Source organism: Accumulibacter sp. (assembly GCF_031732815.1).
In the GTDB taxonomy this organism is placed as follows: Bacteria; Pseudomonadota; Gammaproteobacteria; order Burkholderiales; family Rhodocyclaceae; genus Accumulibacter.
Map to the genome: position 1 here is coordinate 14,946 of NZ_JAVMKF010000127.1, position 13,781 is coordinate 28,726.

Genomic DNA, 13,781 nt, shown 5'->3' on the forward strand with positions numbered 1-13,781 from the left:
CTGGCCACTCAGGTCAGGCGGACGGCCACTCGTCCGCATCGATGCGCGCAGTGCAAGCGGATGACGCAGACTGACGCCGGCCGCGTAGCCAGTAAAGCGGCAGGCACCGACCGCCACGCGCCGCGCTGGCTGCCTTTCCTGGTGCTCGGCGTCGGCCTGCTGGCGATTTCCTTCGGGGCGATTCTCGCGCGCTATGCGCAGGCCAACGGCCTGCCCTCGCTCGCCATTGCGACGCTGAGGCTGGCCTTTGCCGCGCTGATCGTGACGCCGTTCGCGTTCTACCCGTCGAGCCGTGCGCTGCGCACGCTGAGCCGCCGCCAGTTGCTGCTCGCCGCCGCTGCCGGCTGCTTTCTCGCGCTGCACTTTGCCACCTGGATCACTTCGCTCGCCTATACTTCGGTCGCCAGCAGCACTGCCCTGGTGACGACCAACCTGCTGTGGATCGGCATCGCCTCGTTCGTGCTTTTCGGCGAACGACCGGGCCGGCTGATGCTCGTCGGCATCGTCATTTCGTTGACCGGGAGCCTGCTGATCTTCTGGAGCGACAGCCAGACCAGCGCAGCCGGCACGCAGCCGCTGCTCGGCAACTTCCTGGCGCTCGCCGGCAGTTGGTGCTTCTCCGCCTATCTGCTGCTCGGCCGCCGTCTGCGCGCCGTGCTGCCGCTGGCCGCCTACGTCTGGCTGGCCTACGGCTGCGCCGCGCTCTTCCTGGTCAACGCTTGCCTGGTCAGCGGCACGCCGCTGACCGGCTACAGCGGCGCTGCCTACCTGGTCGCTCTCGGCATGGCCGTCGGCCCGCAGCTCGTCGGGCACACCGCATACAACTGGTCGCTGAAGCACGTTTCGCCGACTTTCGTCGCCGTCGTTACGCTGGGCGAACCGGTCGGCAGCGCACTGCTTGCCTGGCTCCTCTTCGACGAAGGTTTCGCCCTGCTGCAAGGCATCGGCTTCATCCTGCTGCTCTGCGGAATCTATCTGGCAGCGCGCGCCGAGCGCGCCTGAGCAGCGTCGGATCGCGCCAGGGAGCAAGCCAGCTCATCGACGGGAACAGCGGGCGCGAGTCGGCGCCTGCCTGCCGCTGCCCCGCTTACGCGCCGTCAAGGCGCGCATGCGACCGCCGGAGCGGTCTCCAGATCGCTCAGACCTTGCCTTGCTGTTTCCTGTGCCGCGCCATCCAGTCAACGACCAGACCAATGCCCGGCGATGAAAAACACGCCAACATGAAGAGGATGGTGATGCTCGCGCCGACAACCGGAATTCCCGCTTCCATTCTTGCTGCTCCTTGGATTACTGCCCTGCCTTTTTGACGGCAGTGCCATTACGCTTCGGCCGAATCTCCCGTCACACATCGCACGAAGCTCGCAGAAACTCTAGTCGCTCGGCCAGGTTTCGACAAACGAGAAAAGCTCATGCAACGGATGAGAAAAATTCATCCTATGCGGACGGCTCGCCAGCGCCAAGTGGCTGGCGGAGAGTCTGAAGTCGCCGGCAATGAGCGTGCAGAGCCCCGGCCATCCGCCGGTGACGCGCTGCTTACCCCGGCGCCTGGTCGCTCAGCGCCACATGGCGCGCATGCGCGCGGCGAGATCGACGGCTTCCCGGCGCGCCGACGAACTCTCCGGCGCCCTGCCGTCGGGCGGCTGCTGCGGCCAGGAGACCTGCTCGAAGTGGTCGAGCAGGGCGTTCGGAATGAAGCGCGTCCGGCTGGCATAAACGTGCCGGTCGTTCAGGCGCGCCTGGTGGGCAAGGTAGAAGCGCTGCGGCATGAGCAGGTCGAGGTGATCCTTGGCGCGCGTCATCGCCACATAGAGCAGGCGGCGCTCCTCTTCGATTTCTTCAGCCGATCCGGTCGCCATATCTGATGGAATGCAGCCGTCGACCGCATTGAGCAGCGTGACCGCGGTCCATTCCTGCCCCTTGGCCGAATGTATCGTCGACAGAATCAGGTAGTCCTCGTCGAGCAATGGCCGACTGGCTTCGCCGCTGGTCGCCTCGGGCGGATCAAGCGTCAGTTCGGTCAGGAAGCGTTCGGCGCTCGGATAGGTGAGCGCGATGCGGACGAGTTGCTCGAGGTCGGCGCGGCGGACTTCGGCGTCGGCGTGCAGCCGCTCGAGTTGCTCGCCGTACCAGCGGCAAGCGTCCTCGAACGCCGCCGGCCACTGCACTCCCGGGCCAGCAAGCGCCTCGACCACGGCAACGAAGTCACGCCAGCCCGCTGCCGCCCTTTCGCCCACCGGCTGTTCGTCAAGCAGCGCGCAACCGGGGGCGGCCTGGGCAAGATTGGCCATCAGCCGGCCGGCAGTTTTCGGGCCGACGCCGGCGACCAGTTGAACGGCCCGGAAACCGGCGACCTCGTCGCGCGGATTCTGCGCCCAACGCAGCATGGACAGCACGTCCTTGACGTGCGCTGCTTCGAGAAACTTGAGCCCGCCGAACTTGACGAACGGGATGCCACGCCGCGTCAGTTCGATTTCGAGACGCGCGCTGTGCTGTGCGGTACGAAAAAGGACCGCCTGCGCCTGCAGCCTGATCCCCTCCTCTCGCCGCGCAAGCGCCTGTTCGGCGACGTAGATCGCCTGCTCGCTATCGTCGGCCACGGCAACCAGACGCGGCCTTGCCGACGACTCGCGCACACTCGACAAGTTCTTGCCGAAGCGCTCGGCGGCAAGCGCAATGACCGCGTTCGCCGCGCGCAGGATGGCTTGCGTCGAACGGTAGTTCCTTTCCAGCGTGACACGTTGCGCCGGCGGGTCGAATTGCTGCGGGAAGTCGAGGATGTTGCGCACGGTGGCGCCACGAAACGAATAGATCGACTGCGCGTCGTCGCCAACGACGGTCAGGCCGCGGCCATCCGGCTTCAGCGCCAGCAGAATTCTGGCCTGCAGGCGGTTGGTATCCTGATACTCGTCAACCAGAACGTGGCTGAAGCGCGTGCCGAGGGCGCTCGCCAGCTCAGCTTGCTCGAGCATCTGGGCCCAATAGAGCAGCAGATCGTCGTAATCGAGCACCTGCTGCGCCTGCTTGGCTTCAACGTAGGCGAGAAACAGGCGCTTCAGTTCGCTTTCCCATCCGACACACCAGGGAAAAGCGCTGTGCAGAATCTCGCTCAATGGCGCCTGCCGGTTGAGCACGGCGGAATAGATCGCCAGGCAGGTCGCCTTCAGCGGGAAACGCTTCTGCGTGGTAGACAGGCCGAGCCGGTGGCGCGCAAGGTTGAGCAGATCGGCCGAATCTTCCCGGTCGTGGATCGTAAATGCAGGATCGAGACCGATCGCCGGAGCGTACTCGCGCAACAGGCGGGCGCCGACGCTGTGGAAGGTTCCGGCCCAGACGAGCTGCGGCGCACCACCGGCGGACCCGGATTCGCGTCGCAGAATGCGCTCGACGCGGCGAGTCATTTCGTTGGCTGCCCGCCGCGAGAAGGTCAACAGCATCAGACGATGCGGGTCGACGCCGCCGGCGATGAGCTGCGCGACGCGATGCGCCAGCGTGCTCGTCTTGCCCGTGCCGGCGCCGGCGATGACCAGCAGTGGCGCGTCGCGCGTCCCGTCGTCGGCGCTGCTCGCAGGCTGGCCGATGCCGAAGTTGACCGCCATTTGCTGCTGTTCATTGAGTCCGGCAAGTGCGTCCGCGCGCGTCGAAGGTCGACGCCGCGCGAACTTCTCAGCGGCGTCGCCATCCTCGACGCCCGTCTCGTTGATCGGCGGGTGGACCGCCGCCGGGGGCAGAACCTTCACCGGGCAGACCTCTCATCATCTGTCATTCTCGCCAGTATAGCGTGATCGCCCGCACTCCGCCTCGCCTACGCCAGCGCTCGGCGAGCAGACGAGGCATGACGGCTGGGCGGCAGAACGGTCGTCGGCACGAGCTGCGCCCGCCTGCCGTCGTCCGCTCCGTCCGGCCAGGCGCAGGCCGGCGCCGCCCGGCCTGTCCGCTTGGCAACTGAGCGTGGTACAGTATCGCGGCGCCCCCGTCTGCTCCAGGATGGGCGCCCGCTGCAGCCAGCACTGCCGTCGAACTGGAGGATGATAATGAAGATTCCAGCAGAAGCGATACCGCCCGCGCCGAACCCAGGCCGAGCGGTAGACGAGGACAGAAAGACCGAACCCGTGGCTAACCTTGCCAGCTTGGCGAACGACCTCTCGCCGTCGTTGCAGGGCCGACCGCTGCCGACGGCGCCCCGCCCTGCGCACAGCGCACGGCCGCTCGCCCCCCCGGCAGTCAGTGAAGAGACCAGTTCAGTGCCCATCGTCGAACGTCGAAAAGGCGAACGTCGGTTGGAAAGCCGCCCCGTTCTGCTCGACACGCGCACTGACACCGGCCGCCGGCGATCAAGCGCCGCCGGTCGAATCAACATCAAGGTCTGAGACGCAGTCGTTCCGCCGCAGCCACCAACAGTGAGCTTTGCGCCGCAAGCGCCGAGCAGCGCATCTGATCGGCGGCGCAGAGCGCATACCGGGAAATTCTGGTGGTGGACCTGGGATGGAGCGTCAAACGACCGTCGTTGCTGCCTCGCCCTCGCGCCGCGGCTTGATGCTGCCAATCACCAGAGCGGGCTCACCGGCGTCGCGCAGAATGCGCACTGCCTGGCGCGCGTCCTCACGCGCAACGACGACGACCATGCCAATTCCGCAGTTGAAGACGCGGTACATTTCGCTTTCCGCCACCTGCCCTTCCGACTTCAGCCAATCGAACAGCTTCTGTCGCGGCCAGGCGCTCTGGACAAGTTCGGCCTTGACGCCAACCGGCAGGATACGCGGCACATTGCCGGTCAACCCGCCGCCGGTGATGTGCGCCATTCCCTTGACGCGTAGCGCCTGCATGACCGCCAGCAGGGGTCTGACGTAAATGCGTGTCGGCGCCATGACCGCTTCGGCCAGCGTCCGATCGCCATCAAACGCCTGCCCGAGGTCCACGTGCGAACGCGCAACGATCTGGCGGATCAGCGAATAGCCATTCGAGTGCGCGCCGGACGACGGTAGCCCGAGAACGACATCGCCGACCGCGATCTGCGTACCGTCGATGATCGCCGATCGCTCGACGACGCCGACGGCGAATCCCGCCAGATCGTACTCGCCTTCCGGATACATTCCCGGCATCTCGGCCGTTTCGCCGCCGATCAGTGCGCAGCCAGCCATCTCGCAGCCCCGTGCAATGCCTTGCACGACGTTCGCCGCCGTCGCCACGTGCAGCTTGCCGCAGGCGAAATAGTCGAGGAAAAAGAGCGGCTCGGCGCCCTGGACCAGTATGTCGTTGACGCTCATTGCGACAAGATCGATGCCAATCGTGTCGTGTTGGCCCAACTCGAAAGCCAGCTTCAGCTTGGTACCGACACCGTCGGTACCGGCGACGAGTACGGGCTCACGGTATCTGCGCGGCACTTCGAACAGCGCGCCAAAACCGCCGATTCCAGCCAGCACGCCGTCGCGCATGGTTTTTCTGGCCAAAGGCTTGATTCGTTCGACGAGCTCGTCGCCAGCGTCGATATCGACCCCGGCGTCACGGTAGGAGAGAGGTCTGTCTGTCATCGTCTTGTCTGCCCCGCGCCAAGCGGGTCAATCCGGCATGGTAGAATGCGCAACTTGCTCGCCAAACGTCGAATGTTATCCGAAAATGCCTGCCGACGTGTGGTCAGACCTGTAAGCACCCGCCCCGGAACGACACTTTCGATAATGCGCCAGTTGATTCTTGACCTGCTGCCCGAAGCAAACCCGGCGTTCGAAGACTTCGTCGTCGGCGGCAACAGCGAAACGCTGACCGCACTTGCCGCGTGGTTGATGGCCGAGAACAGCGAAACGCTGTTTTTTCTGTGGGGAGACTCCGGGGCCGGCAAGACGCACCTCCTGCGGGCGAGCAGCCCGGGATCGTACCGTGATGCACGCGCGGATCCGGAGCTGTCGTCGATCGCCGGCAGCGCGCCCTGCCTCGCGGTCGACAATGTCGAAGCGCTCAGCGAGCAGGGGCAACTGGCCCTCTTCAACCAGATCAACCGACGGCGTGCCAATGGCGGGCGGCTGCTTGCCGCAGCGAACGTTGCACCGGCGCAGTTGCAATTGCGCGAAGACCTGCGGACGCGTCTGGCAAGCGGCATGCTCTATCGCTTGCTTGCCTTGCCCGAGGCCGAGCAGCTTGCCGCGCTGACCGAACACGCCCGGCGACGCGGTCTGGTGTTGCCCCCACCCGTGCTGCACTACCTCTTCGCCCGTGCGCCGCGCGACATGCGCAGCCTGACCGCCTTGCTGACCGCCATCGAGCAGTACGCGCTCGAACACAAACGACCGATCACGCTGCCCCTGCTGCGCGAAGTTCTGCACACCGCTGCGAGCGGTTGCGCCTGATCCGAACGAACCGGCCGATCATGGACCTTGCCCTTTTTGACCTCGACAATACCCTGATCAGCGGCGACAGCGACTTCGAGTGGGCTCAGTTCCTGATCGCCAAAGGCGTCCTTGACCGCGACCTGTACGAAGCCCGCAACATCGAATTCTACGAACAGTACAAGGCGGGAACGCTGAACATCGACGCCTTCCTCGATTTCCAGTTGCGCCCCCTCGCCCACCACCCGCGCCGCGTACTCGACGCCTGGCGTGACGAATTCTTCGCGCAGCGCATTCGACCGCTGATCAATGCAAAAGCACGCACGCTGGTCGATAGCCACCGCCAACGCGGCGATCTCTGTGCCTTGGTCACCGCAACCAACAGCTTCGTCACCGCCCCCGTCGCGCGCGACCTTGCCATTGCGCACCTGATCGCCACGATACCGGCGCACGAGCAGGGTGAATTCACCGGCTGCGTGCGAGGAATTCCGTCGTTCCGCGAGGGCAAGATCCAGCGCGTCGAAGCCTGGCTGGAGGCGATCGGTCTGTGGTGGGGAAGTTTCGCGCGGACATGGTTCTACAGTGACTCGCAAAATGACCTTCCGCTGCTGTCCAGGGTCAGCAACCCGGTGGCGGTAGACCCTGATGCTACCTTGCGCGCCCATGCCGAAGCGCTCGGCTGGCCAGTGACCAGCCTTCTCGCATGAGCAAACCCTTGTTCCAACGCTGATGAAAGGCATAAGATCGGCTATGATCGGGCGCTTTGAGCCTTCAGACAGGAAGATGCGCCGCCCGCAATGATCCGCAAGTTCATCTCTCGCGTCCTCGGACGCAGCACGCCGACGGAAGCGCCCGAACCGGCAATCATCCCGGTCGACCAGCATGGTCTGCAACGCGATCAGATCAGCCGCGCCTGCCGGCGCACTATCGAAACGCTGCAGGAAAACGGCTACCAGGCCTACGTCGTCGGTGGCGCGGTGCGCGACCTGCTGGCCGGCCTGACACCGAAGGACTTCGATGTGGCGACCAATGCAACGCCGGACCAGGTTCGCCAGAGCTTTCGGCGGTCGCGCATCATTGGCCGTCGTTTTCAGATCGTGCATGTCGGCATGGGCGCTGAAACGATCGAGGTCACGACGTTTCGCGGGCATCACGGCGACGACGCAGGCAGCCACGGACAGGTCGACGAGCAAGGACGCGTCTTGCGCGACAACGTCTTCGGCAGCCAGTCGGAAGACGCTGCGCGGCGCGATTTCACGGTCAATGCGCTGTACTATGATCCGATCTGCGAGCACATCGTCGATTACCATCACGGCGTCGCCGACCTTCAGCAGAAGACGCTGCGCATGATCGGCGATCCGCGCACACGCTACCGCGAGGACCCGGTGCGCATGCTGCGCGCCGTTCGGCTGGCGGCCAAACTCGGCCTTTCGATCGATCCCGCGGCGCGCCGGCCGATTCGCGAGATGGCTGACCTGATCGGCAACGTGCCGCTCTCACGCCTGTTCGACGAAATGCTCAAACTCCTGACCTCGGGTCATGCGGTGCGTTGCGTCAGCCAATTACGGGAAGAAGGGCTGCATCGTGGCTTGCTGCCTCTGCTCGACGTGATTCTCGAGCACCCGGTCGGCGAGCGCTTTGTCATGCTCGCGCTGGAGACGACCGATCGCCGGGTACACCATGGAAAACCCGTTTCGCCGGGCTTCCTGTTCGCCAGCCTGCTCTGGCACGAGGTGCTGGCCAAGTGGGACGCGCTGCAGCAGCATACCGGGTCGGCGGCGACCCCAGCCCTGTTCTTTCAGGCAATGGATGAAGTCATCGAGGTGCAAGCCGAGAAATTGGCGATAACTCGGCGCATTGCCGGTGACATGAAGGACATCTGGGCCTTGCAGCCGCGTTTCGAGCAGCGCTCGGGGAAACGCGCCTACGGCCTGCTGCAGCAGCCGCGCTTCAAGGCCGGCTACGATTTTCTCCTGTTGCGCGCGCAGGCCGGCGAAGTCGACAGCGAGGTCAGCACCTGGTGGACCGATTTTCTGCACGCCGACGACGAAAACCGTGCCTTGATGGTCGTCGGACAAGCCGGCGAAACGCCCAGGAAACGCCGCCGCCGACGGCGCTCGGCGCGGACCGCGCCGGTCGAGAAGACAGATTGATGAGTCGCCGCAGCCGCGCCGGGCGCTCGACCTCTTGCCCTGCCCGGCGCTTGGCCGGCGACGCTCTGCCGCCTGATCGCTCGCCACCCAGGCCCGCCGGATGAAGGTGGAGGCGGCACCGCCTGAACCAGCGCTGACGCCGATTCGCCCGCCAGCGCGCGCTGAGCAAACGCAACACCTGGCCTACGTTGCCCTTGGCGCCAACCTGGCCGACCCGGTGGCGCAAGTCGAGGCGGCGGGTGCAGCTCTGGCCCGGCACAGCGGCTTCCGGCTGCTGCGCCGGTCGTCGCTCTATCGCACGGCGCCGGTGGGAATTCGTGGCCAGCCCGATTTCATCAACGCGGTCGCCGCGCTGGAAACCACGCTTGCGCCGACAGAGCTGCTCGATTCCCTGTTCGCCATAGAGCGACAATTTGGCCGCCAGCGGACTTTTCGCAACTCAGCACGCACGCTCGACCTCGACCTGCTGCTCTACGACGACCTCACGCTGTGCGGGCAGCGTCTGTGCCTGCCGCACCCGCGCATGCACCTGCGCGCCTTCGTCATCGCTCCGCTGCTCGAGATTGCTCCTGATTGCCGAATTCCAGGGCGTGGCTACGCGGCCGCCTGGCTGCCGGCGCTCAGCCGCCAGCGCATTGAAAGGCTGGCCCGCTGACCGCCGAAGCCTTGTTCGCTCAGTAATAGCGGCGGTACCCATGTTGCCAATATGGACGGTGCTCGTGCCGATGGCCGTAGTAACCGCCACCGGGAACGAGATAGATGCCGGGCGGCCGCACATGCACCCGCGGCGGCCCGACAAAAGCGGGCTCGGCAGGGACGACGACACAGCCGCTCAGCAGGACTACGGCAGCAAGCAAGGGTGCAGCAAGAATTTTCATCGTTCATCTCCGTCAGGGGTCCTGCCTGAATAACGCACCAGATGAACACTCGTTTGTACCAGCGTGTGACGAAGCAGGTGCGATTCCGCTACCCATCGCGCTTGACGATGGAGAAGGACCGCGCTGCAGCGGCGGCTCGCCACCACTCGCCGGCGATCAGGCAAAGTGCACCCAACTCGACTTTTTTTCGCCAAACGGGCGCAGACTCGCTATCCGGGCTTTCCACTCCGTATCTTAGTAGCCTAGTATACGCGCCGTCGCCGGACAGCACCCGGCGCTGATCCCATGACAGACCAGACGTGGCCGGCAAGAGGTCGTACGCCAGTGACCTCGAGCAGCGGGCTGTGTTGCTTAGCCCAGCCTGCCTTAACTCGACCCTTCATTCGTTCTCGACCAGCGACCTTTCCATGTCTTCGCGCAACACCCTGAGCAGCGCCCGCTCTATCGTCGTCGAAGGACCGATCGGTGTCGGCAAGACCAGCCTTGCCCGCCGGCTTGCCGAGTATCTGGACGGCCAGACCGTCCTTGATCAACCTGAAGCGAATCCCTTTCTCACTCGTTTCTACCAGGACCAACAGCGCTTTGCGCTCGCCACGCAGCTCGCCTTCCTTTTTCAGCGCGTCGAGCGTCTGCGTGAGCTGCCACCGCCCGACCTCCTGGCGCGCCCGGTCGTGGCCGACTACCTGCTCGAAAAGGATGCCTTGTTCGCCCGCCTGACGCTGAGCGACGACGAATACGGCCTCTACCGCAGGATCCACGACGCTCTCGCTCCGCCGCAACCACCCGCGCCGAGCCTGGTGATCTACCTGCAGGCCGCACCGGAAACACTTATCGCCCGCGTACGCAAGCGTGGTGTAGAGGTCGAGCGCGGCATCGGCGACGCCTACCTGAGCATTCTGGCCGAGAGCTACACCCGCTTCTTTCACAACTACGACGCCGCGCCGGTAATGGTGGTGAATTCCGAGCACATCAATTTCGTTGATCGTGACGATGATTTCCAATTATTGGTCACGCGCATCGAGGCCATGCGCGGACACCGCGAGTATTTCAACCGAGGAGAGTAAGGCCATGTCCACCCATGTCGTGACGCGCCGAGTGACGCTCGTCGAGCTTGCCAGGATGCGTACCAGCGGCGAGAAGATCGCTGTGCTGACCTGCTACGACACGAGCTTTGCCCGCCTCTGCGATGCCGCCGGCATCGACGCCCTGCTCATCGGTGATTCGCTTGGCATGGTCGTCCAGGGACACGACTCGACGCTGCCGGTGACCCTCTCCGATGTCGCGTATCACACGGCAGCCGTCGCTCGCGGCAGCCAGCGCGCACTGCTCATCGCCGACATGCCTTTCGGCAGCTTTCAGGAAAGCCCGGCGCAGGCGATGCGCAACGCGGTACACCTGATGGCGGCCGGTGCCCAGATGGTCAAGCTGGAAGGCGGCGTCGAGATGGCTGAAACCACCCGTTTCCTTACCGCCCGCGGCATCCCTGTCTGCGCGCACGTCGGCTTGACCCCGCAATCGGTGCACCAGCTCGGCGGCTATCGCATCCAGGGTCGCGACGACTCCGGCGCCGCCCGCCTGCTCAGCGACGCGCTTGCCCAGCAGGAAGCTGGCGCTTCGCTGATCGTGCTGGAAGCGATTCCGGAAGCACTGGCAGCCGAGGCCACCGAGCGCCTCGCCATTCCGACCATCGGCATCGGCGCCAGTCGCCACTGCTCGGGCCAGGTCCTCGTTCTTTACGACATGCTCGACGTGTCGAGCGGCCGCAAGGCGCGCTTTGTTCGCAACTTCATGGCTGGCCAGCCCTCGATCGCAGCCGCCATCGCGGCCTACGCGGCGGCCGTCAAGGACGGAAGCTTCCCCGGCCCGGAGCACTGTTATTGAGCAGCCGGCGGCGATCATCGCTGCGCTCGCCGTGCCGCCCGATACCCACCGCCCGGCCGGGCTGACCGGCCAGACCTCCGCTGATACCGACCCGGAAACGACGCATCCGGCAACCGCTTAACCACCGACCAAGGCCACGCACCGTCATGCAGATTCATTCGTCGATCGCCGACCTTCGCCAGGCACTGCAAGGCCACCGGCGGATTGCCTTTGTGCCGACCATGGGCAATCTGCACGCCGGACACATCGCGTTGATGAACCGGGCGCGTCAGCTTGGCGACCTGGTGGTCGCCAGCATATTCGTCAACCGCCTGCAATTCGGACCGAGCGATGACTTCGACCGCTATCCGCGCACGCTCGAGGCTGACTGCGCCCAACTCGCTGCGGCTCAGGTCGACGTCCTTTTCGCGCCGGCTGAATCCGATCTTTACCCGACGGCGCAACAGTACTATGTCGACCCGCCGGCCATCCAGCACGAGCTTGACGGCGAGTTCCGGCCTGGGCATTTCCGCGGCGTGGCGACCGTCGTCCTCAAGCTGTTCAACATCGTCCAGCCGCAGATTGCGCTGTTCGGCAAAAAGGACTATCAGCAACTGTTCATCCTGCGCCACATGACGCAGCAGCTGGCGCTGCCGATCGATATCGTCGGCGGAGAGACGGTGCGTGACGCTGGCGGTCTCGCCCTCTCCTCGCGTAATGCCTACCTGTCACCGGCCGAGCGCGCTGAAGCGCCGCGTCTGCAGCGCCTGCTGGCATCGATCGCGAGCGCAATCGCGGCCGGAGCCCGCGACTTCGCCGAGCTGGAGCAGCAGGCCTTTGCCGAACTCGAGCGAAACGGATGGCAGACGGACTATGTTGCCGTACGCCGACAGAGCGATCTGCAGCCGCCGGAAGCAGACGAAAGGGAAGCGCTGGTCGTGCTTGCAGCCAGCCGTCTGGGTAGCGCCAGGCTGATCGACAACGTCGAAATCGACTTCCCGAACGGCCGTTGACAAGCGCCTATTAGCCGCTACAATGCGCTTCCCCTCCCCCACTAGATCGGTGACTCCATGCAGAGAACGATGCTGAAGTCCAAGCTGCACCGCGTAACCGCGACGCACGCCGAGCTTCACTACGAAGGTTCATGCGCTATCGACGAAGACCTCCTCGACGCGTCGAACATCCGCGAGTACGAGCAGATCGACGTTTGGAACGTCAGCAATGGCGAACGTTTCACCACCTATGCGATTCGTGCCGAACGAGGATCGGGAGTCATCTCGGTCAACGGATCAGCCGCCCGACGCGCGGCGCCGGGTGACCTGCTGATCATCGCCAGCTTCGCCGTCTACAGCGAGCTTGAACTGAGCCGCTATGCGCCGCAACTCATCTACGTCGATACACAGAACAGGATCGTGCGGACTGCCGGACACATTCCGGCGCAGGCAGCGGCTGCCTGAGCAGGCGCGCCGATCAGGCAAGCCACGCCGACGAGGAAAGCCGCGACAAGCGTCGCGGCTTTTTTTTTCGACTCGTCGGCTCGCGGCCACGCGCAGCCTATTGGCTGTCCTCCGCGACGACCTTCGGTTTGCGCGGCCGCCGACTGCGCGCCGGCGCCTTGCGCACGGGCTCGGCACGCTCGCCTGGGCCGAGTTCGGCCGGGCCAGCCGTCTGTCCCCCCGGCGATGCTTCGCCAACTGCGTCGGCCGACGGAGCGGTCGCGCCGCCGACCGCTTCCCCAGCGGCGTACGCAACGTCTGCGGGGACCGTGCTGCTCGTCGGCGCTGGCCCCGCTTCGCTCGTCGCGCCTTCGCTTGGCGGCGGCTGTTCGTACGCGCTCGTCTCGTCCGCCGAAGCAGCAACCGGCAGTTTCTCCTCGATTAGCGTTGCGCCCTTGCTCGCGCGCCCACCACGTGTGCGCTTGACACCCTTGTCGGTGGTCTTGCGGGAGCTGCGCGCCTTGCGTTCTCCCTCGCTCGGCGCACTCGACTCGCTGCGCTCTGCAGGTGCGCCGGCGGCGTCCGACGGCTCGTCGCGGCTTGATGGCGCAGCCGACGGCACGGCCACTGCCGGCAGCGCTTCAACAGCCGGCTCGCCGGGCGGTGCCTCCGGCGCAACGCTCACCGAATTGTTGCGAATCACGTAGGTCCCCGACTTCTCGTCACGGCCAATTTCCAGCAGCCCGCGCGCCTGCGCTTCTTCGAGCAGGTTGCCGAAAGCACGAAATCCGTAGTACGACTCGCTGAAGTCCGGCTTGCGGCGTTTGACCGCTTCCTTGAGCATCGAGGCCCAGATCTTGCTGCTGTCGCCGCGCTCGGCAACCAGCGCGTCAAGCGTCGCCACCGCCAGTTCGATGGCTTTGCTCCGGCGCGCTTCGAGTTCAGCCTTGCGTTGCGCATCCTCTTCCGGACTACGCTTGACGACGGGTTGCGCTTCCTTGGAGTCGCGCCGGGCTGCGCGCTGGCTTTCGCGAACCAGGTCGTCGTAGAAAATGAACTCGTCACAGTTGCCAATCAGCAGATCGGAAGTCGATTGCTTGACGCCGACGCCGATGACGTACTTGGCATTCTCGCGCA

Annotated in this window: 14 protein-coding genes; 9 read left to right on the top strand and 5 right to left on the bottom strand. The window is 65.1% G+C overall.

What is annotated here, in order from left to right; all coding sequences use genetic code 11:
• The first annotated feature begins 60 nt into the window (after window positions 1-60).
• Complete coding sequence (locus RKP46_RS09035; RefSeq protein ID WP_311106342.1) at window positions 61-1,002, top strand: DMT family transporter; 942 nt, start codon at window positions 61-63, stop codon at window positions 1,000-1,002.
• Window positions 1,003-1,138: 136 nt separating this feature from the next.
• Here RKP46_RS09035 and RKP46_RS09040 read toward each other — a convergent pair whose 3' ends face one another.
• The 3 genes from RKP46_RS09040 to purM all read right to left on the bottom strand — a co-directional run bounded on the left by RKP46_RS09040 (window position 1,139) and on the right by purM (window position 5,528).
• Window positions 1,139-1,270: a hypothetical protein gene (locus RKP46_RS09040; protein ID WP_311106343.1), complete on the bottom strand. Its 132-nt coding sequence runs from the start codon at window positions 1,268-1,270 to the stop codon at window positions 1,139-1,141.
• A gap of 283 nt (window positions 1,271-1,553) precedes the next feature.
• A complete protein-coding gene (locus RKP46_RS09045) occupies window positions 1,554-3,596 on the bottom strand; it encodes an ATP-dependent helicase (protein ID WP_311106357.1) in 2,043 nt (680 codons plus the stop codon).
• Between the two features lie 894 nt (window positions 3,597-4,490).
• Window positions 4,491-5,528: a phosphoribosylformylglycinamidine cyclo-ligase gene (gene purM / locus RKP46_RS09050; protein ID WP_311106344.1), complete on the bottom strand. Its 1,038-nt coding sequence runs from the start codon at window positions 5,526-5,528 to the stop codon at window positions 4,491-4,493.
• Between the two features lie 144 nt (window positions 5,529-5,672).
• Here purM and hda point away from each other — a divergent pair, with 144 nt between their 5' ends.
• The 4 genes from hda to folK all read left to right on the top strand — a co-directional run bounded on the left by hda (window position 5,673) and on the right by folK (window position 9,125).
• A complete protein-coding gene (hda, locus tag RKP46_RS09055) occupies window positions 5,673-6,338 on the top strand; it encodes a DnaA regulatory inactivator Hda (RefSeq protein WP_311106345.1) in 666 nt (221 codons plus the stop codon).
• Between the two features lie 20 nt (window positions 6,339-6,358).
• Window positions 6,359-7,024, top strand: a complete 666-nt coding sequence (locus RKP46_RS09060; RefSeq protein ID WP_311106346.1) for an HAD family hydrolase — start codon at window positions 6,359-6,361, stop codon at window positions 7,022-7,024.
• Between the two features lie 90 nt (window positions 7,025-7,114).
• Window positions 7,115-8,470, top strand: a complete 1,356-nt coding sequence (gene pcnB / locus RKP46_RS09065; RefSeq protein ID WP_311106347.1) for a polynucleotide adenylyltransferase PcnB — start codon at window positions 7,115-7,117, stop codon at window positions 8,468-8,470.
• 100 nt (window positions 8,471-8,570) lie between these two features.
• Window positions 8,571-9,125, top strand: a complete 555-nt coding sequence (gene folK, locus RKP46_RS09070; RefSeq protein ID WP_311106348.1) for a 2-amino-4-hydroxy-6-hydroxymethyldihydropteridine diphosphokinase — start codon at window positions 8,571-8,573, stop codon at window positions 9,123-9,125.
• 19 nt (window positions 9,126-9,144) lie between these two features.
• On the opposite strand, the gene RKP46_RS09075 is transcribed toward folK, so the two are convergent.
• The gene (locus RKP46_RS09075) at window positions 9,145-9,348 is read right to left on the bottom strand and encodes a hypothetical protein (RefSeq protein WP_311106349.1); all 204 of its coding nucleotides are present in this window, start codon (window positions 9,346-9,348) and stop codon (window positions 9,145-9,147) included.
• Between the two features lie 407 nt (window positions 9,349-9,755).
• On the opposite strand from RKP46_RS09075, the gene RKP46_RS09080 reads away from it, so the two are divergent.
• From RKP46_RS09080 to panD, 4 genes are all read left to right on the top strand, one after another.
• On the top strand, window positions 9,756-10,412 hold the full coding sequence (locus RKP46_RS09080) for a deoxynucleoside kinase (RefSeq protein ID WP_311106350.1): 657 nt from the start codon (window positions 9,756-9,758) through the stop codon (window positions 10,410-10,412).
• A gap of 4 nt (window positions 10,413-10,416) precedes the next feature.
• Window positions 10,417-11,229 carry a 3-methyl-2-oxobutanoate hydroxymethyltransferase gene (gene panB / locus RKP46_RS09085; protein ID WP_311106351.1) on the top strand — a complete coding sequence of 271 codons (813 nt, stop codon included), beginning with the start codon at window positions 10,417-10,419 and terminating at the stop codon, window positions 11,227-11,229.
• Between the two features lie 146 nt (window positions 11,230-11,375).
• Entirely contained in the window at window positions 11,376-12,221 is an 846-nt protein-coding gene (panC, locus tag RKP46_RS09090) for a pantoate--beta-alanine ligase (protein WP_311106352.1), read from the top strand.
• A 57-nt stretch (window positions 12,222-12,278) separates the two neighbouring features.
• Window positions 12,279-12,665: an aspartate 1-decarboxylase gene (gene panD, locus RKP46_RS09095; protein ID WP_311106353.1), complete on the top strand. Its 387-nt coding sequence runs from the start codon at window positions 12,279-12,281 to the stop codon at window positions 12,663-12,665.
• A gap of 97 nt (window positions 12,666-12,762) precedes the next feature.
• Here the strand turns inward: panD and RKP46_RS09100 are convergent.
• The coding region (locus tag RKP46_RS09100) for an NYN domain-containing protein (RefSeq protein ID WP_311106354.1) at window positions 12,763-13,781 on the bottom strand (1,019 nt) is incomplete at its 5' end.

Coding starts and splice junctions, on each gene's coding strand:
- RKP46_RS09035 (WP_311106342.1), top strand. CDS start 61: ATGACGCAGACTGACGCCGGCCGCGTAGCCAGTAAAGCGGCAGGCACC.
- RKP46_RS09040 (WP_311106343.1), bottom strand. CDS start 1,270: ATGGAAGCGGGAATTCCGGTTGTCGGCGCGAGCATCACCATCCTCTTC.
- RKP46_RS09045 (WP_311106357.1), bottom strand. CDS start 3,596: ATGGCGGTCAACTTCGGCATCGGCCAGCCTGCGAGCAGCGCCGACGAC.
- purM (WP_311106344.1), bottom strand. CDS start 5,528: ATGACAGACAGACCTCTCTCCTACCGTGACGCCGGGGTCGATATCGAC.
- hda (WP_311106345.1), top strand. CDS start 5,673: ATGCGCCAGTTGATTCTTGACCTGCTGCCCGAAGCAAACCCGGCGTTC.
- RKP46_RS09060 (WP_311106346.1), top strand. CDS start 6,359: ATGGACCTTGCCCTTTTTGACCTCGACAATACCCTGATCAGCGGCGAC.
- pcnB (WP_311106347.1), top strand. CDS start 7,115: ATGATCCGCAAGTTCATCTCTCGCGTCCTCGGACGCAGCACGCCGACG.
- folK (WP_311106348.1), top strand. CDS start 8,571: ATGAAGGTGGAGGCGGCACCGCCTGAACCAGCGCTGACGCCGATTCGC.
- RKP46_RS09075 (WP_311106349.1), bottom strand. CDS start 9,348: ATGAAAATTCTTGCTGCACCCTTGCTTGCTGCCGTAGTCCTGCTGAGC.
- RKP46_RS09080 (WP_311106350.1), top strand. CDS start 9,756: ATGTCTTCGCGCAACACCCTGAGCAGCGCCCGCTCTATCGTCGTCGAA.
- panB (WP_311106351.1), top strand. CDS start 10,417: ATGTCCACCCATGTCGTGACGCGCCGAGTGACGCTCGTCGAGCTTGCC.
- panC (WP_311106352.1), top strand. CDS start 11,376: ATGCAGATTCATTCGTCGATCGCCGACCTTCGCCAGGCACTGCAAGGC.
- panD (WP_311106353.1), top strand. CDS start 12,279: ATGCAGAGAACGATGCTGAAGTCCAAGCTGCACCGCGTAACCGCGACG.